General features: G+C 38.9%; 13 protein-coding genes, 1 tRNA gene and 1 pseudogene. 6 read left to right on the forward strand and 9 right to left on the reverse strand.

The window, feature by feature from the left end; translation table 11 throughout:
- The first annotated feature begins 245 nt into the window (after positions 1 to 245).
- Positions 246 to 3821, forward strand: a complete 3576-nt coding sequence (gene nifJ, locus HY841_08410) for a pyruvate:ferredoxin (flavodoxin) oxidoreductase (GenBank protein MBI4930770.1) — start codon at positions 246 to 248, stop codon at positions 3819 to 3821.
- A gap of 26 nt (positions 3822 to 3847) precedes the next feature.
- Here nifJ and HY841_08415 read toward each other — a convergent pair whose 3' ends face one another.
- The 5 genes and pseudogenes from HY841_08415 to HY841_08435 all read right to left on the reverse strand — a co-directional run bounded on the left by HY841_08415 (position 3848) and on the right by HY841_08435 (position 6919).
- The gene (locus HY841_08415) at positions 3848 to 4249 is read right to left on the reverse strand and encodes a hypothetical protein (GenBank protein MBI4930771.1); all 402 of its coding nucleotides are present in this window, start codon (positions 4247 to 4249) and stop codon (positions 3848 to 3850) included.
- Between the two features lie 76 nt (positions 4250 to 4325).
- Positions 4326 to 4705, reverse strand: a pseudogene (locus tag HY841_08420) (four helix bundle protein).
- Positions 4706 to 4821: 116 nt separating this feature from the next.
- On the reverse strand, positions 4822 to 5565 hold the full coding sequence (locus tag HY841_08425) for an SDR family oxidoreductase (protein MBI4930772.1): 744 nt from the start codon (positions 5563 to 5565) through the stop codon (positions 4822 to 4824).
- A complete protein-coding gene (locus HY841_08430; GenBank protein ID MBI4930773.1) occupies positions 5538 to 6326 on the reverse strand; it encodes an XdhC family protein in 789 nt (262 codons plus the stop codon). Before HY841_08430 ends, HY841_08425 begins: the two co-directional genes overlap by 28 nt.
- The gene (locus tag HY841_08435; protein MBI4930774.1) at positions 6323 to 6919 is read right to left on the reverse strand and encodes an NTP transferase domain-containing protein; all 597 of its coding nucleotides are present in this window, start codon (positions 6917 to 6919) and stop codon (positions 6323 to 6325) included. Before HY841_08435 ends, HY841_08430 begins: the two co-directional genes overlap by 4 nt.
- 108 nt (positions 6920 to 7027) lie before the next feature.
- Between HY841_08435 and bcrC the strand changes: the two genes are divergently transcribed.
- From bcrC to HY841_08450, 3 genes are read left to right on the forward strand one after another with little or no spacing between them, the layout of a single operon-like run.
- On the forward strand, positions 7028 to 8191 hold the full coding sequence (bcrC, locus tag HY841_08440; GenBank protein ID MBI4930775.1) for a benzoyl-CoA reductase subunit C: 1164 nt from the start codon (positions 7028 to 7030) through the stop codon (positions 8189 to 8191).
- Between the two features lie 37 nt (positions 8192 to 8228).
- Positions 8229 to 9530, forward strand: coding sequence for a benzoyl-CoA reductase subunit B (gene bcrB / locus HY841_08445; protein ID MBI4930776.1), 1302 nt, complete (start codon positions 8229 to 8231; stop codon positions 9528 to 9530).
- Between the two features lie 18 nt (positions 9531 to 9548).
- A complete protein-coding gene (locus tag HY841_08450; GenBank protein ID MBI4930777.1) occupies positions 9549 to 10970 on the forward strand; it encodes a benzoyl-CoA reductase subunit A in 1422 nt (473 codons plus the stop codon).
- 124 nt (positions 10971 to 11094) lie between these two features.
- Here HY841_08450 and HY841_08455 read toward each other — a convergent pair.
- From HY841_08455 to HY841_08465, 3 genes are all read right to left on the reverse strand, one after another.
- Positions 11095 to 11167: transfer RNA gene (locus HY841_08455), tRNA-Arg, on the reverse strand.
- 88 nt (positions 11168 to 11255) lie between these two features.
- Positions 11256 to 12605 carry an SBBP repeat-containing protein gene (locus HY841_08460; protein ID MBI4930778.1) on the reverse strand — a complete coding sequence of 450 codons (1350 nt, stop codon included), beginning with the start codon at positions 12603 to 12605 and terminating at the stop codon, positions 11256 to 11258.
- Positions 12606 to 12685: 80 nt separating this feature from the next.
- Entirely contained in the window at positions 12686 to 13723 is a 1038-nt protein-coding gene (locus HY841_08465) for an NAD-dependent epimerase/dehydratase family protein (protein ID MBI4930779.1), read from the reverse strand.
- Positions 13724 to 13738: 15 nt separating this feature from the next.
- Between HY841_08465 and HY841_08470 the strand changes: the two genes are divergently transcribed.
- Positions 13739 to 15022, forward strand: a complete 1284-nt coding sequence (locus HY841_08470; protein MBI4930780.1) for a tyrosine--tRNA ligase — start codon at positions 13739 to 13741, stop codon at positions 15020 to 15022.
- A 61-nt stretch (positions 15023 to 15083) separates the two neighbouring features.
- On the forward strand, positions 15084 to 17708 hold the full coding sequence (locus HY841_08475) for a tetratricopeptide repeat protein (GenBank protein MBI4930781.1): 2625 nt from the start codon (positions 15084 to 15086) through the stop codon (positions 17706 to 17708).
- A 12-nt stretch (positions 17709 to 17720) separates the two neighbouring features.
- Here the strand turns inward: HY841_08475 and HY841_08480 are convergent, their stop codons facing one another.
- Positions 17721 to 19685: a tetratricopeptide repeat protein gene (locus HY841_08480; GenBank protein ID MBI4930782.1), complete on the reverse strand. Its 1965-nt coding sequence runs from the start codon at positions 19683 to 19685 to the stop codon at positions 17721 to 17723.
- Positions 19686 to 19692 lie beyond the last annotated feature (7 nt).

Here is a 19692-nt window from a genome sequence, read left to right on the forward strand (position 1 = left end):
ATGTTGCGATAAATTATCATAGACAATGATTTATCTCAATATTATTTATGTTTTGCGTCATAATTTTCATAGAAATTTATTCTCCTCCTTTTGAAAAAAAACTGACGAAAGATTTTGTTTAGAAAGGGAACCTGCTTCGAATACAAATCATTCATATTATATATGTCAATAACATCACTGAAATATGACCATCGTCATAGAATGCAGTTATCCCCCCTTCTACATTTGAGAGTTAATTTTATGGCATGAAATCCACAATGAAAATCATGGATGGCAACGAGGCGGCCGCTTACGTTGCTTACAGAACCAGTGAAGTTTGTGCTATCTATCCTATCACTCCTTCTTCAACTATGGGAGAATTTTGCGATGAATGGTCGGCTGCGGGAAAGAAAAATATTTTTGGTGAAGTTCCGCGAGTGATGGAAATGCAAAGTGAGGCGGGTGCTGCGGGCGCTATTCACGGAGTTTTGCAAGGAGGCGCGCTTGCCTCCACGTTCACTTGTTCGCAAGGTTTGTTGCTGATGATTCCGAACATGTACAAAATTGCCGGTGAGTTAACGCCTACCGTTTTTCATATTGCTGCACGAACACTTGCTACACATGCCCTTTCCATTTTTGGTGATCATTCCGATGTGATGTCTGTTCGCCAGACAGGATGGGGAATGTTATTTGGTCGCAATGCGCAGGAAGCGATGGATATGGCGATGATTGCGCAGGCAGCTACACTTCGTTCCAAAGTTCCGTTCCTGAATATATTCGATGGATTCCGCACTTCGCATGAGCTTATGAAAGTGGATGTGATCACGGATGATATTATTTTAAAAATGATTGACGAAGGCGATCTTCTCATGCATCGCAGCCGTGCCATGTCTACAGAAAAACCTTCAATCCGTGGCACTGCGCAAAATCCGGATGTGTTCTTTCAGGGAAGAGAAGCATCCAATAAATATTATTTAAATGTTCCCATCGCTGTGAATGACGCGATGAAACGTTTTGCTGAACTAACAGGAAGATCATATAAACTTTATGAATACGTTGGGCATGCAAATCCTGACCGCATCATTGTGATTATGGGTTCGGGTTCAAATACCGTTCACGAAATGGTGGATCATTTGAACGCGAATGGAGAAAAAGTCGGATACGTTTATGTGCGTTTGTTCCGCCCGCTGGATGTGAAAGCATTTGTAAATGCAATTCCAAAATCAGTAAAGAAGATTGCGGTTCTTGATCGCTGCAAAGAGCCCGGAAGCATTGGAGAGCCGCTTTATCTGGATGTAGTTTCTGCAATTGCTGAAAGCCTTGCCTCACCCCAGCCCTCTCCAAAGGAGAGGGAGGAAACCCAAGGAGAAAGAAGGCAGATGCCTCTTATCATTGGCGGTCGTTACGGTTTGGCATCGAAAGAATTTACTCCTGCAATGGTAAAAGCTGCGTTTGATGAATTGAATGCAGCTGTTCCTAAAAAACATTTCACTGTTGGTATCGAAGATGATATCACACACCTGAGTTTAGAATATGATCCGGCATTCTCATTGGAGAAACAACATTTATTTCGAGGATTGTTTTATGGTTTAGGTGCCGATGGAACCGTAAGCGCAAACAAGAACTCAATAAAAATTATTGGAGACACAACCGATAATCATGTTCAGGGATATTTTGTTTACGATTCAAAAAAATCAGGTTCGCTCACTGTTTCGCATTTGCGTTTCGGAAAAAATCCGATACGTTCGACTTATTTAGTTGGTTCCGCAAATTTCATCGCCTGCCATCAGTTTAATTTCATCAGCAAATATGATATCCTGAAAACTGCGGAAGAAGGCGCAACATTTTTATTGAATACGCCTTTTGACAAGGAAGATGTGTGGAATAAACTTCCGAAACATATTCAGGAGGAAATTATTGGTAAGAAAATTAAATTTTATGTAGTGGATGCGTCTAAGGTTGCGCGCGAAGCGGGAATGGGTTCAAGAGTGAATACTATTTTGCAAACCTGTTTCTTTGCCATAGCAGGAATTTTGCCGAAAGAAGATGCAATAATGCGTATCAAAGAAGCAATCCAGAGATCGTATTCGGGAAAAGGTGAAAAAGTAATACTGAAAAATTTTGATGCCGTTGATAAAGCAATTGCCAATCTTCACCAGATAGACTATTCAAAATTTAAAACCGGAAATATTGGCGGAGAAAATATAGTGTCAGATTCCGCGCCTGATTTTGTTAAAAATGTTTTGGCGAAGATTATGATGTTTGAAGGGGATGAATTGCCGGTGAGCGCATTCCCTATTGACGGAACCTATCCTGTTGCAACTACCAAATGGGAAAAAAGAAATATAGCCGATTCGGTTCCTCAATGGGATGCCGAATTGTGTTCTCAGTGCGGAAAATGTTTTTTGATTTGTCCTCACGCAGCAATACGCTGCAAAGTGTATGATAAAACTAAATTGTCAGATGCCCCAAAAGATTTCAAACATACTACTCCGATAGGAAAAGAATTTTTAAAAGAGACGGAAGCATATACATTGCAGGTTGCTGTAGAAGATTGCACAGGATGTAATTTATGTGTAGAATATTGTCCTGTAGAAAGCAAAGCTCAACCCGGGCACAAAGCCATCAACATGGTTTCGCAGATTCCAATTAAGGAAACTGAAATCAAGAACTGGAATTTCTTTTTATCACTTCCTGAAATTGACCGTTCGCGTGTAAATAAAAATACGGTGAAAGGAACGCAATTGCTGCAGCCATTATTTGAATTCTCAGGCGCTTGTTCCGGCTGCGGAGAAACTCCCTATGTAAAATTGCTTTCGCAATTGTATGGCGATAAAATGATAGTTGCCAACGCTACAGGATGTTCTTCCATTTACGGAGGAAATCTGCCAAGCACTCCCTGGTCAACCAACAACGAAGGTTGCGGACCGGTTTGGGCAAATTCCCTGTTTGAAGACAATGCGGAATTCGGACTCGGAATAAAAATGGCGTACGATAAAAAAGCCGATATGGCAAGAACAATTCTGAACAGCATTCGTGATATTGTTGGAGAAAGTTTTGTGGATGAAATTCTAAATGCAGATCAAAGTACCGAAGATGGAATTCGTAAGCAGCGCGAAAGAATAAAATCGTTGAGAGCATTGATTTCTTCAAGCAATGATTTTGCAATGAAACAGCTTACTTACCTTGCTGATCATCTTGTAAAAAAATCACACTGGATAATCGGAGGTGATGGATGGGCATACGATATCGGCTTTGGTGGATTGGATCACGTACTTTCCACAGGAGAAAATGTGAACATCATAGTGCTGGATACAGAAGTTTATTCCAATACGGGCGGACAAAAATCTAAATCTACTCCAATTGGCGCAAGTGCAAAATTTTCTGTGAACGGAAAAGCGAGTGGTAAAAAAGATTTAGCATTGCAGGCAATTGCGCATGGCTCAGCGTATGTGGCGCAAATTGCCATGGGAGCAAACGATGCGCATACGGTTAAAACCATTCAGGAGGCGGAAGCATTCCCCGGAACATCTTTGATAATTGCTTACAGTCATTGCATTGCGCATGGGTATGATATGGTGCACGGAGCAGAACACCAGATGAACGCAGTGAAATCAGGATACTGGCCACTGTTCCGATACAATCCGTTGAAACCAAAAGGAGAACGATTCACGATTGATTGCAAAGAGCCAACGTTGCCGCTGAAAGATTTTCTTTACAATGAAACACGCTTCAGCATACTCACAAAACAAGATCCTGCAAATGCAGAAAAGCTACTTGCGCTTGCAGAACATGGCGTGAGCGATCATTGGGAACGATTGCTGGCGCTGAAGAATTTATAGGAAAAGTTACTGAGCGAATTACTGATTTATGCCAGATCTCTTGGATTCACTTTTAGTTTTGCAAGCACAAACTCTTCTACAACTTTAGCCCGTTCAAAACATTCACTTACTTTTTTAACATCAAGGCAGTATTCGCTGGTGCAGTTTTCATCTTGTGTTTTGCAGCCGAAGCAGGAAATATCAATGCACTTAAATCCCCTGTCAATCTTACAACATTCAGCTAAAAGATTTTCAAGGGAGTTATTCGTAATGTTTTTGACATTTTTTTCTTTGAGGTAGGATTGCAGAAATTCAATCACCGCATTTTTTGTGCTTTGGCAGGCGCAAAGTGTAACCGTGTCTTCACTCGGGCGGCAGAGTTCGTCATTGGCAATGCGCAAAAGCGAAGAAGCATTACGCAAAGAAGGGAGAGCAGGATTTGTATTCATGGGAAAAAAATTATTTGTTGCTATTTAGTCCGTATGCATAATTGAATAACGAACATTTGAACATGTGAATAACGAATTAAGAAGTAGGTTTTGACTTTGATGCTGTTTCAATACTTTTAACAAAAATTGAAATTAATTCATTACATTCTGTTATCAATTCTTTTACTTGTTGCTCTCCAGATTTATCGGGATAAATTTTGCTCTATGCATTATTCTTAAGCAGTTGTATGACTCCCTCAACTCTTTCAGGCATACTTTCATCTTATGAAGAAAATCACTTTTAGATTCAGCGCTTTTTGCTTCACCATAATTTAAAGATGGAGAGGTGCCTGACCTCAGCAATTGTCCTCCTAAATGAGATGCTGATTTTGAATTTGGTAAACTTTCTACAAAAAATATAATATCAACTGCAAAATCAATTAACCGTTCTTCAATATCATATTTCTTTTCTCTCATTTTATTTCGCTATTCGTTATTCAAATGTTCTATTATTCTACTGTTCAAATGAAAAGGTGAATAGCAATTGTTTTTTCAAATATATATTTTTGAACTCAAAATCTAAATAATGTTAGTCATGACCCTGCTCCAATACTTTTTCCTCCATCCACATAAATTAATTGTCCGGTTATGAACTGCGCCTTTTCAGAAGCAAGAAAAGCAACCACATTGGCAACATCTTCGGGCTTGCCCATTGTTTTTGTCGGCTGCGCGTCTATGAGTTGTTGCTGAACTTCCGGTTTCAAAGCTTGTGTCATGGGAGTTTCAATCAGTCCTGGGGCAACGGCATTTACCAGCACATTGAACTTGCCCAGTTCCAGGGCGAGCACACGCGTGAGTGCGTTTACACCTCCTTTGGAAGCCGAGTAATTAGATTGCCCGCGGTTGCCGAGCCATGCGCGGGAAGAAATATTTATTACTCTTCCTGATTTTTGTTCCTTCATGATTTTTGCCGCCTCTTTGCACATGAGCCATGTTCCTTTCAGGTTGACATTGATTACAGTGTCAAAATCTTCCTCACTCATTTTCCAAATCATATTGTCCTTAATAATGCCGGCATTGTTCACCACCACATCAACCCGCCCGTGCTGTTTCATCACTTCTGCGAATAACGCAGCAACGGGTTCTGACTTGCCGATGTGACAAAGATGTGCGGAAGATTTATCAGTTCCGATTTCGTTTCTGAGTGTTTCGCAGCCGGCAATATCCGTGCTTACGACCATGACAACAAAAAAACCGTCAACAGAAAGTTTCTGCGCAATGGCTCTTCCGATTCCGCGGGAAGCGCCTGTTACAATTGCAATTCTTTTTTCCATAATATGATTTTATTTTTAACAGCGATTAATTTTCCGAGTATGCTTACCGCAATTTCTTCCGGACCTTCCGCGCCAATATCTATTCCCATCGGCATATCCACTTTTTCCAACTCTTCTTCTGAAATGTTTAACCCTTCTGTAAACATTTTTTTTGTCATCTTCACTTTTCGCTGGCTGCCTATCATGCCGAGATAAGCAAACGGTTTCTTAATGCAGAAGGCAAGAATATCACGGTCAATGGGATGAGAATAAGTCATGATGCAGATAAAAGTGTTTTCATCAAAAGGCAAAATCTTCAACGCCTGCTCGTATGACAAATTCATTTTGCTTACTTCTTCCTGCCTGCAATCATCCACATATTCTTTTCGGTCATCAATAAGCACTACTTCGAATTGAAAATTCACAGCGTATTTTGCAAGCGCTTGTCCGGTATGTCCTGCGCCAAAAATGTAAAGTTTATTTTTCTTCATGATGGGTTCAATATAAATATCAACTGTTCCGCCACAGCACATCCCGTGCTGATGCAACAAATCGTGACGAAATATTTTCGGTTCATTTTCTTTTATCTGTTCAAGTGCGTTTTTTATAACTGCTTTTTCAAGTTCTCCTCCTCCAATCGTTCCGAAAATTTTGCCGTTCTCGTACACGATCATTTTCGCTCCTATTTTTCGTGGTGTACTTCCTTTTGTATTTACAATCGTGCAGACAACTGCATTTGTGCCTGCTTTCTGAATTTCAATTATTATTTCATAAATATTTTTCATGCCTGCGCGAAAATATATTTCTCGTAATCTTCTTTCATGTTAATATTGGCAAGAACTCGTTTGTCGTTGACTTCTACATCTATTTTTGGGAACTCCGCCAAAATATCCCTCAAGTTATGTTCGCTTCCCTGCGTAGCGCTGATAAGTCGAATGATTTTTTTTGAAATTAATACGGGATGACCTTTTCTTGCCTGATAAAAAAGTTGCGTGTATCCGAGAGAATATCTGTTCTTCATTAATCTTTCAATAATCTCTTTATCAACGAAAGGATTATCAGCGTTCTGTATAAAAACAAAATCACAGGATAGCATTTTGTTGATTCCGAGTTTTAATGAATGAAATCTTCCAAAATTGGAATCTGTTTTTACTATTTCTGAAACAAACGGTTTTACTGATTCAATTTGTTTTTTCCACTCGCCTTCGCTGTATTCTTTATTAATCACTACGCAAATATTTTTTATGTCCGCATTAAAATAAGTTTCGGTAATTTTCTGCAGAAAAGTTTCCCCATTGAAATCCAGAAATACTTTCGGAAAATTCATGCGTTCCGACTTCCCTCCTGCAAGAATCACTACGCCATAAGTCTCTTCCATAATAAATTATTTCTCTACGAAACTACTTGCCAAATAGTCTTTAAAACATGATGAAAATCATAGTATCATATTACACATGGAAGTTACTTTGCCTAAAATAATTGAGAAATGAAAACACTTGATACACTCCTGAAAGAATGCGAAACACTTGCCTTTGATCTGAATTTCACGAGGGCAAAAAAATGGAAAACAGATGGCAAAGACAGAATTCTTGTCGGCTATCTTCCTATTTATGTTCCGCGTGAAATTATTCACGCAGCTAATGGTTTACTGGTCGGAATCATGGGCTCGGGCGACAGAAAACAAATCATCAAAGGCGATGCGTATTATCAATCGTATATCTGCCATCTCCCGCGCGGAATTATTGAAATGGCGCTTGATAAAAACCTTGACAACTTTGACGGGTTCATGTTTCCCGCAATCTGCGACTGTGTAAGAAATCTTTCCGGCATGTTTAAACTTTCAAAGAAGGGAAGCTTTCAGCGCTACTTTGATTACCCTCAGAATTTTGACGCGCTCATCGGAGGCACTTTTTACATACAGGAAATGGAAAAGATAATGGAAGATATGTACAATGTAAATAAAGTGAAAGTAACTACGGAAGGAATAAATCATGCAATAAAACTTTATAACAAGAACAGAGAGTTGATAGAAAAAATATACGATATCCGTCAGGAATTTCCGTGGAGGTTATCTGCCGTAGAAACCTATCACATACTCCGGGCAGGAATAACAATTCCGGTAGAAGAACACAATGAAATTCTGGAACAGGTGGTAGAGCACATCAGTAAAGAGCGCGGAGAACCTATGGACAACATCAGAGTTGTTGTAAGCGGTTCTTTCTGCGAGCAGCCGCCTATCGGCTTGATAAAATCCATTGAGATGGCTAGTTGTTATATTGTGGAAGATGATTTCATGCTTGGTTCAAGATTAATTCTTGGAAACATTAAAGATAATTCCAGCAAGCCGTTGGAAGTGCTTGCGGACGCGTACATCAATCAAAGCACATTTTCTTCCTGCTTTTATGATGTTGGAAATCCCAAAGGAAAAAGGTTGGTTACACTTACGAAAGAAAGAAATGCGGATGGAATAATTTTTTCTGCAGCAAGTTTCTGCGATCCTGCTTTGCTTGATCGTCCGCAAATGCAACAGGAATGTGACGCTGCCGGAATTCCGCACATTAATTTTCAGTATCATGAAAATACCGGACAGTTCAAAGTGATAAAAGAACAGGCAGGAACTTTTTCAGATTCAATAAAACTCTGGGCATAAATCAGAAATAAATTAAGAACCAAGAAAAAAAATTCACATGGCAGACCCCAAAGAAGCAATCAAAGAAAAAAGCATGAACCTTCAAAAGGATATGCTCGCAAAACAATTTCATGATCTCGGTAAAGCAAAAGAGCTTGGAAAAAAAGTAGTGTACACTTTCGTTCCAGGAAATCTCACCGAACTGATTCTTTCGTTCGATATGCTTCCCGTTTATCCTGAAATAAATGCATTGCAATCAGGCATGCGAAAAAAATCCGGTTCTTATATTAAGGACGCAGAAAAAATGGGCTATTCCGAAGACGTTTGCACCTATGTGAAGTGTGATATTGGCATGATGTTGAACGGAAATATCGGTCCCACCGGAGAAAAACTTCCTTCGCCCGATTTGCTTTTGCTTAGTTATACAGGATGTTTCACATTTTTAAAATGGTTTGAAAATCTTGAGCGACTTTATCCCGGAGTTCCGGTTGCTATGTTGCACACTCCTTATCAGGAAGATGGAAAAATTACGCAAGATCAAATTGATTACATGGTAAAGCAGTTGAAAGAAGATGTGATTCCGAAAATGGAAAAGGTATCAGGGAAAAAATATGATCAAACACGTTTGTCAAAGATGATGGAGAATTCTGTGAAGGCAGAAGATTTACTAGTGAAAGTTTTAGAGAGTGCAAAAAATGTTCCTTCGCCCATTGATGCTTATTTCGCTGGTGTATATTACATCGGTCCCATCTTCACAGCATTTCGCGGAACAGAAGCAGCCGTTGAATATTATACCGAACTCTGGAACGAAGTTCAGGAGAGAATGAGACTTGGACTTGGTCCCGTTACACCGGAAGGAGAAATCAAAGAACAAAAATTTCGTTTGGTGGTGGAAGGTCCGCCCAACTGGACAAACTTCCGCGAGTTCTGGAAAATATTTTATGATATGGGCGCGGTCATTGTCGCTTCTTCCTATACAAAAGTTGGTGGAGTTTACGATTTAGGTTTCCGCCACGATCCGAAAGAGCCGCTCGAAAGTTTGTCAAAATATTGCATGGGTGTTTACACAAACATGAATTTGCCTCAGCGAGTAGGTTTATTGGAAAAATATGTGAAGGAATATAAAGCCGATGGCTTTTTAATCAACTCTATCAAATCATGCAATTCATTTTCTGCAGGACAATTAATGATCATGCGCGAAATCGAGCAGCGCACAGGTGTTCCTGTTGGTTTCATAGAAAGTGATTTAGTAGATCCAAGATATTTTTCCTATGCGAATATTAAGAATCGTTTGGAATCCTATTTCCAGATGCTAGGACAGCGAAAAATTATTTTGAAACAGGAAGGAGTTTTAGCATAATTAAAAATCTATACTGAAATGAATAAATATTATTTAGGAGTTGACCTTGGTTCAACCACATCCAAAGCGGTGATCATTAACGAGGACGATGAAATTATCGGACGCGGAATCACAAACACGCGTTCTAATTATTCTGTGGCTGCTGACATTGCCCGCGATGAAGCTGTTTACAATGCGCGCTTTTCCATCCTCCAGAAAAAAATGGGAGATGAAATGAAAGCGAAACCCGAGTATAAAAGATACATTATTGATCTGGAAAGTGTTTTTCAATACGAGCAATTCAAGGTTCGTCTGGATAAACTGGGAGATGAATTGGTAAGAACCTGCAATGAATTTTTTAAAGATGAAAAAAAGAGAAATGAAATCCTCGGGCATTTGAGAAGTATCCGCAAAGTATTCAAGCCGGTAATCAAACACGATTACCTGTACAATAATCTTGGAGCAAAAAATCAGTTCTTCCGCGATATTGTTTCTGAAAAATATAATGAGGAAGTGAACAAGCTCGATATGTCGCTCTTCGAACCGCTAATGACCGTGTGGGACAAGAGTATCAGCCCTGCCGAAAATCAACGCGTAACTTTTAATTTCAAAGAACTCGTTCATAAAGCAATGGACGAGTTGAAAGAAAAATATAAAAATCTTCCTGAAACTTCTGCAGACAGCACCAGCGTGAATTTTGATGCTGAAATGAATTTGCTGAAAGGAAATTTTACTCATGTTTCAGAAACTCTTCGTGCGCATATTGATGAAATTGCTGAAATAGAATTCAACATTACCAACATGACCGGAACTGGTTACGGCCGTGCACTTTTACCTTTTCCGGAAGATTGCATTCGTTCTGAAATTTTATGTCATGCGTTTGGAGCTCATGCTGTTTTCCCTGAAACAAGAACTGTTTTGGATATTGGCGGACAGGACACAAAAGCAATTCAGGTGGATAAGTACGGATTAGTTACAAGTTTCCAGATGAATGATCGCTGCGCTGCTGGGTGCGGAAGATACCTCGGCTATATTGCGGATGAGATGAGTATTTCGCTGAATGAATTGGGTCCCATGGCAATGAAAGCGGAGAAAGAAGTTATTATTTGTTCTACTTGTACTGTATTTGCCGGTGCTGAACTCCGCGAACTTACCAACCTTGGAGAGAAGCGCGAAGATATTTTGGGAGGATTGCACAAAGCCATCATTATGCGTGCTATGTCTTTGATTGCGCGTTCAGGAGGAGTGTTCAATGAATTTACTTTCACAGGAGGAGTTGCGAGAAATCCGGCAGTCATAAAATATCTCGGACAACTTGTAAAAGAAAATTACGGAGACAAAATAAAAATCAACATCCACACCGATTCTATTTTTATGGGAGCATTGGGTGGAGCAATGTTTGCGCGAAGAAATATACAAGCTGATTTACCTTCTGAAAAGAAGAGTAAAGCATTGGCATGAAATAGTTTTTGAGACTCTGTCGTCTCTCATAGTTGGGTGCATGGCAAAATGCATTGAGTCACTTTTTTATAAGTTCTACGATATGATTTAGAAATTTTTCTGACCGAACATATTCTGTAAATTGTGACTCCACCAGGAATCGAACCTGGATTTAAAGTTTAGGAAACTTCCGTTCTATCCAATTGAACTATGGAGCCGATTAATTTACAAAAGTCATTTTATAAAAATCTTCTTTCACTTCCCGCCTAATGTTGGGATTAAACAAAAAGGTTGGGAAAGTTTATATTATTTTATCCTCGAAATGAAAATATCCTGAAGACCCCATCCTGAAAATTTCAGTCTGCCGAATTCTCCATTTGTATTGAATTCACCGCCCACGTAACAATTGCCTGCCTGATCAGAAGAAATAGTCATGCCTTCATCATCTTCTGTTCCGCCTCCCTGAAGAACCCACATCAAGCTTCCCTTCTGATCGTATTTTACTATGCACGCATCTTTTCCACCCGCGCTAGTAATATTAATGCTTCCAAACAAAACATCTTGGCTGATAGCGGCAGCCACATAACAATTTCCTGCGGCATCGGTAGAAACTTTTCTGTATTCGTTTAAGCCGGTTCCGTTTGTGCCTCTTGTCCAAGCTAACTTTCCGCTCGATTCAAATTTTGCCAGAAAACCGTTGCTTCCGGATACTCTTGTTAACATATTCCCCCCAAAAGATTTTGTTCCATAGAAAACACCTCCTACAAAAATTTGCCCGTTGTTTGCCACATCAATTCCATAGCCAATGTCGTTTGCGGTTCCTCCTGCGCGCTTTGCCCATAACATTATACCGCTCGGGTTATATTTTATTAAGAATATATCTGTATCAAAGTATCCTGCACTTGCAAGCGCTGTTCCTCCAAACGTGGCATTGCCGGTAAAATATCCTGTGAGATAACAGTTGCCGGCAACATCGGTGCTGATGGCGTATGCTTCGTCCTGATAAGCACCGCCTCCGGTTCTTATCCAGACAAGATTACCTGCTGCATCGTATTTGGATACAAACACATCGCTGTAGCCAACACTCGTAATTTTTGTATTTCCAAACAAAGCGGTACCGCTGAAATATCCGCACACGTAACTGTTTCCAGAAACATCGGTTGCAATTCCAAAACCTCCGTCTTCAGTTTTGCCTCCTCCATTGCGTACCCATAAGAGGTTTCCGGAAGGATTGAACTTTGAAACAAATATATCTGCGTCTCCTGCTTGTGTAATGGTGGTGCTTCCCATGGTTGTAGTTGCACCTTGGATAAAAAAGAATCCTGTTATATAGCAGTTGCCGGTAATATCTGTACTGATAGCGTTTGCGTAGTCATCATTTTGCCCGCCAACCTGTTTTGCCCATAGGAGAACGCCATCGGCATCGTATTTTGCGATGAATACATCGGTTCCGCCCGCGCTTACAAGGCGTGTACTGTCAAAAGCAATGATGCTGTCAAAATATCCTGTTACGAAAATATTTCCTGTCAGATCTGTAGCAATGCCTGTTATTTTATCTACCGCAGGACCTCCGGCAACTTTTGTCCACTCCCATTCCTGTGAAAATGAAAAGATACTCAAGAAAAACAGTGCGAAGAAAAAAATCAGTTTTTTCATATAGTAAAATGGAGTGCCAAAAGTAATATTTTTCTCCGATGTATCAGATTGTCATTCATTATCATAAAAAAGGTAAAAGTTTACTTTGAATTGATTATGGAATCGGCAAGAAAATGCGAAACTGTGTCATTAACCGATTGCAGAACAGGCATGAATTCAAACTGAAATGCGTTTTGAAATTTTCGACTGGAGTAGGATAAATTCATTTGCGAATATTTTGCGATTTCCCTTGTTAAAATATGCCGGGAGTTTGTAAGCGAACTTTGTAGTTTATCAAGCCGCCACGCAATTTCTAGAATAAATTTTCCTGCTTTTTTATCGGGAACTGCTTTGCCTAACGAGCTATAAACCATCTCCATAAATTTTTTGTACGGCAGGTTTTCAGATGATAGAATGAATTTTTCGTTTTTAATTTCGTTGTTCATCAGCACAGTCATTGCTCTCACAACATCGCGCACATCTACATAACCAATTCCTCCGCTTGTGTACCAGCGAAATCCTTTATTAGCGCTAAGAAAAATGTCTCCGCTGCTTCTCCTCCAGTTGCCGGGTCCTACTACGACCGATGGATTTACAATAACCATATTTAGCCCTTCCTGAGAGGCTCGCCATACTTCATTTTCTGACAAGTATTTACTAATGGCATAAGCGGAAAAATTAGTTTTCTCATTCCAATAGGTTTCTTCTGTAATTTCTTTTCCGAATTCAATACCCAGAGCAGCCACCGAACTTACATGGCAGAACTTCTGAATTTTTTTTTCCAGCGCAACATTTACCATGTTTGCTGTGCCAGTAAGATTGGTATGAATCATTCTTTCACCGTGTTTCGGATTCAGGGAAACAATGGCAGAGCAGTGATAAACATGTCTTACATCTATCATCGCTTCAGCCAAAGAAAAAATATCAAGCATCTCGCCTTCAACCCATTCAATTTTTGAGAAAAGCTCATCGGCATTTGAAGAATAATAGGCAAAAATTTTCCTAACTTCATCCAGATTGCTTTTTGTTCTTCTCAATGCCCTCACACGTTCGCCTTTTTTAATAAGGTCATGTAAAAGATGAGCGCCAATTAATCCGGTTCCACCCGTAACTAAAATCATAGAGTAAATGTAAATCATTTATCTTTGGCGATTATGAAAAAGAATTTTGTTGAAGAACTCAAATGGCGCGGAATGCTTCACGATGTGATGCCCGGCACCGAAGAATTATTGAATAAGGAAACTGTGGCTGGATATATCGGTTTTGACCCCACTGCGGATTCTTTGCATGTGGGAAGTTTAGCGCAGATAATGACGCTTCTTCATTTTCAGAAAGCAGGACACAAACCAATCGCTTTGGTTGGTGGAGCAACAGGAATGGTGGGAGACCCTTCGGGGAAATCTGAAGAAAGGAATTTACTCGATGAAAAAATATTGAATCACAATCTTGGATGCATAAAAGTTCAGTTAGAAAAATTTCTTGACTTCAACTGCGGAAAAAATTCTGCCGAGATTGTGAATAATTACGATTGGCTGAAAGAATACGATGCTCTTGATTTTGCGCGCGACATCGGAAAGCACATTACAGTCAGTTACATGATGGCAAAGGAATCTGTGAAAAGCAGATTAGATGCAGGAATGTCATTCACTGAATTTATGTATCAACTTTTTCAAGGGTATGATTTTTATTATTTATGGAAAAATAAAAATGTGAAACTCCAGATGGGCGGTTCCGACCAGTGGGGAAATATTGTTACCGGAACTGAACTTATCAGAAGGAAGGGCAAGGGAGAAGCATTTGCATTGACAACCCAACTCGTCAAAAAATCTGATGGAAGTAAGTTTGGTAAAACAGAAAGCGGAAATATTTGGCTTGATCCAAAGAAAACATCTCCTTACCAATTTTTTCAATTCTGGATGAATGCATCTGATGATGATGCGAAAACATATATCAGGATTTTCACGTTGCTGACCGAAGAAGAAATTGAACTGCTCGAACACAAACACAGCGAAGCGCCTCATCTTCGTCTTTTGCAAAAAGCATTAGCAAAGGATGTAACTGTAAGAGTTCACTCTGAAAATGATTTTAATTCAGCGGTGGAAGCATCTGAAATTTTGTTTGGCGAATCCACAGCAGAAGCATTAAAAAAACTTTCTGAAGATGATTTGCTTTCTGCCTTTGATGGAGTGCCTCAGATGGAAATTTTTAAATCTGAACTTGAAAAAGGAATCAATGCGGTAGATTTTTTTTCCGAGAAAACAAAAATATTTCCTTCTAAAGGAGAAGCCCGGAAAATGATTCAGCAGGGTGGCGTTGCCATTAATAAGGAAAAACTCAGTAATATTAAGGCATTAATTTCTTCATCACATCTTCTCAATGGCAAATACATCCTTGCTCAAAAAGGAAAGAAGAATTACTACCTTATCAAATCAGTATAAATCCTTAATTTCGGCATACAATATTTTCGTCCTTATATAGTTAAGGAGGAAGTTTTCAAAAATGAATTTCTTTAAAAAAATACGACTCTTTGCCACTTGCTTTCTGCCATCAGCCATCTGCCTTCTATCCTCCTGCTCTCAAAAGAAAAACACATTCACCAGCCGCACTTATCATAATCTTACTGCACATTATAATGGTCTTTACTGGGCAAATGTAAGCTTGGATGAAGGAATTTTTAATCTCGAAAAAGCGCACAAAGACGATTACAGCAAAATACTACCGGTGTTCAAATATGCAGATGACAAAGCGGCAAAAGCAAACTATCCGCAGTTCGACAAGGCGATAGAAAAAATAAATAAAGTAATACAATATCATTCCATGCTCATCAAAGGGAAAGAGCATAACAGGTGGATTGACGAAAATTATATGACACTTGGCAAAGCTCACTTTTACAAGCGTGATTATTATGCCGCTGTAACTGTCTTTGAATATGTAGTGAAAATATTTTCTGAGAATCCTGTCAAGTATGATGCTTTTCTATGGCTGGTTCGCTCCTATAACCAGATGAACAGCGTGATAAAGACTGGTCCTATTCTCGATTTGCTGAAGCACGATAAAAATCTTCCCAAGCGTTTGCGCGATGACTATCAATCTGTGCTTTCAGATTATTATGTTCGAACTGAACAGTATAAAAAAGCAGAGGAAGCGCTCGCAAAAGCAGTTGAACTTACTAAAAAGAAAACTATTCGCGGAAGGTATTTATACATTCTCGCGCAACTTTATGAAGATGAAGGGGATTTGAAAAAAGCAACCGATTATTATTCCGGAGCAGCAAAACTTCATCCCTCCTATGAAATTGAATTCAATGCGCGGCTGGCAAAAGCAAGAACTTTTCAGGTTGATAAAGGAGCCGATACAAAAGAATTGAAAAGGGAATTGCAGAGGATGCTGAAGGATGAAAAAAACAAAGAATATCTTGATCAGGTTTATTATGCACTCGGAGATATTTCATACAGGGAAAATGATATTCCATCGGCTCTTGCCTATTTTAAATTATCAGCTCAGAGTAGCATGGCAAACACACGCCAGAAAGGAGTGAGCTATCTGCACATTGCTGATATTTATTTCGACCGGAAAGAATATAAACCTGCTCAATCGTATTATGACAGCACCATGGCTTTCTTGCCGAAAGATTATAAAAACTACGAGCAGATAAAAAATAAAAAAGAAAGTCTGACAGCGATGATAAAAAATATTTCCATCATTTCGCGCGAAGACAGCTTGCTGAAAGTTTCAGCAATGGATACTGCACAAATCGGAAAACTGATTGATGGAATTATTGCAAAACTAATTGAAGAAGAAGAAAAGAAAAAACAGGAGCAGGAAGCAAAAGGAAATACTTCAAACAGCACTTCTTTAACGAATGACAATAATCCTTGGCAGAGCGGAAATTCAAGCGGAACATGGTATTTTTACAACACCAACACGGTGAGTTTTGGTTTTGCTGAGTTTTTTAAAAAATGGGGCAACCGCACTTTGGAAGATAACTGGAGGAGAAGCAGCAAAGAAACCATTATGGCTGAAGAACAAGTTGACACTGCAAAAGAAGATACTGCTGTTAAAGGAAAAATTGCTGACAACAAAACACAAGCTTATTACATAAAGAATATTCCATTTGACGAAGATCAGAAAGTAAAATCACGCCTTAAAATCATTGATGCCTATTATATACTTGGAGGCATTTATAAAGAAGATTTGCAGAATAATCCAAAATCTGCCGAAACATTTGAAGAACTTCTCAAGCGTTATCCTGATAACAAGTACACATTGAACCTTTATTATCAATTATATCGCATTTATCTGGCAGAGAATAATCAAGGCAGAGCGAATTATTATAAAGACAAAATCCTGAATGAACATCCTGATTCAGAGTATGCGAAGATTATCAGGAACCCTGATTATCAGAAGGCGCTGCTTGCATCAAAAAATGAGATAGAAAAATTTTATGGAGAAACTTTTTATGCATATCATCAGGCGCAGTATGGAGAAGTGATTGCAATGGTGAACAAGGCAGATTCATTTTACAGCAGCAGCGATCTGATGCCTAAGTTTGCACTCTTACGTGCGTATTCTATTGGCAGAACACACGGTGAGGATGATTATGAAAAGGCACTGCAGGGAGTGATAGCGAAATATCCTAAGGATGATGCAAAAGCCAAGGCGCAGGAATTACTTGACTATATGAAAAAACTAAAAGAAGCTCCTGTGGATTCTGCTGCACTGAAAGACACAATCAAGTACATGTCTCCCTACACTTTCAAGGACAGTTCAGAACATCAATGTATCATAATTATTTCTGCAAAAAAAATTAATATCAGCGATTTCGAAATACGTATTTCAAATTTTAATTCAGAATATTTCCGTTTGTCAGATCTTTCTACAAGTCATGCACTGATGGATATGGAACATCAAATCGTGAGTGTGAAAACATTTTCCACTGCTGGAAAGGCGAAAGATTATTTTGACTTAATCAATCAGGATAGCAAAGTATTTAAAGATATTTCACCTGAAGATTACCAGATATTTCCCATATCGAGCGATAACTATGTGGTTTTTTACCAGCTGAAAAACATCAATGAGTATAGAAAATTCTTTTCCGATAATTATTATAAAAAGGAGAAATAAAAAATCTGGCTATTACTGCTTTTTCAGTTTAGGATCCATCTGCTGGGCAATCTGAAAATACTTATCTGCATTTACTTTATCTCCCATATTCTGATAGGTGATGGCAATAAAAAAATACGCTCTTGCATTATCGGGCGCATATTTAATAGCATTTTGAAAACTTACAATCGCTCCATTGAAATCTTTTATAGTTCCCAGAACACTTCCTAAATTCATGTTGGCATCAATAAAGCGCGGATCTATCTGCACTGCCTGTTGAAATTTTTCTTTTGCTTCAGAGTATTTGCCCCATTCGAAATACACCGTGCCAATATTGTTTAACGTAATAGCATCCGAAGGACTTAGTTCAGCGGCTTTATTATAATTCACTATTGCCTTCTCATAATTTTTCATTCTGTAATATGCAACGCCCATTTGCGTATAAGCACTGGCGAAAGTAGGATGAATCTTAACCGCTTTTTCCAGCTCAGCAATTCCTTCTTCATAAATCTTTTTCTTTTTCTCAGCATCAGGTTCAGCATTTGCGATAACTTTCACAAGTTCCAACCCAAGATAATAATGTGCCTTTACGCTATTTGGGATAATATTCACATCGTGCGAATAAAGAGTGTAATTATCTTTCCAGTCGGGATTACGCGAATAGGTTTTATAAGAAAAAAGAATCAGCACAACAGCAAGCGGATATAATTTCCAGTTTCCAACTTCCAGTTTTGGATTATCCTTCATGAAATATTTTATATAAAGCACCGCTATGCAAATACAGAAGCCAAGCGAAGGAAAATACATCAGTCGGTCACCCATGGATGTTCCAATAATGAGAACAAGATTCGAAAAAATAAAAATAGTAATCAGGAAAAATAATATTCCGAAAGAAATGCATTTTAATTCCTGATTCCTGCCTCCTGATTCATGATTTTCTTTGAAGGACTTGAAAAGAATAAATGCAGAATAACTTCCTATCGCCAGATAAAACAGCAATGAAATTATTGACAAGACATTTCCCATATCAACAATCGGAATCTGATTGAAAGAATAATCATAGGAAAGCGGGTGAGGGGAAATTAATTTCATAATATACAAACCAAGAATATAAAATGAGGTTCCTATATGTGTGCTGAAAGTTTTTGTTCCTGCAATAATATTATCCGCCATGGAAACGCCTGTATCGGAAAATCCCTGAAGAACAGAATGCCTGATGAGGAGATATATGACTGCAGTTCCGACAAAAAAGGAAGTAATAGAAACATTTTTTCTTATAGAAGCAGGTGTGAAAAAATGCACAGCCAATGGAAGCAAAGCGAGAAATGTGATGGAGGTTTCTTTGGAAAAGAGCGAAAGAAAATAGGTCAGCAGACTATAAGCAAGAAATTTTTTCTTTCTGTTTTCGATAAATCGAAAAACAAAAATAAAACTGCAAATAACAAAAAGGAAACAAAGCATTTCATCACGGCTTTTGATGTTTGCTACTACTTCCACATGCAATGGATGAGCGATAAACAAGAGGGAGGTGATGAATGCGAATAATTCATTTCCTCCCCCAAAGTTCCCTCCAAAAGGGGATAAGCGACAGAGGAAAAAAAATAACATCATTCCCGTAATTCCATACAAAATAATATTTACAAAATGGCTAACACCAGGTTTGTCAGGAAAATAATTCCATTCAATCGCATAGGTGGCGAGCGAGAGCGGGCGGTATAATCCATCTTTAATTGAAAGGTAGCCCTGCCGATAAGAGGTTTTGAAAATTTCAGGAATGGAGTGAATGCCCTGCCTTACAATATTGTTTTCTTTTATCGCAGAAAAATCATCCAGCACATACCCATTGGAAAGAGTGTTTGAATAAAGAAGAATTCCGAAAATGCCAATGATGAGTGCAAGTGTCAATCTGCGTTTTGTGTCTGTAGAAGATGGATGTTTATTCCCTTTATTAACAGGCGTCAGCGGGAATTTATTTTTTTGTTTCTGCTTTTGTTTCATTCCGAAA

Source organism: Bacteroidota bacterium (genome assembly GCA_016213405.1).
GTDB lineage: Bacteria > Bacteroidota > Bacteroidia > Palsa-948 > Palsa-948 > Palsa-948.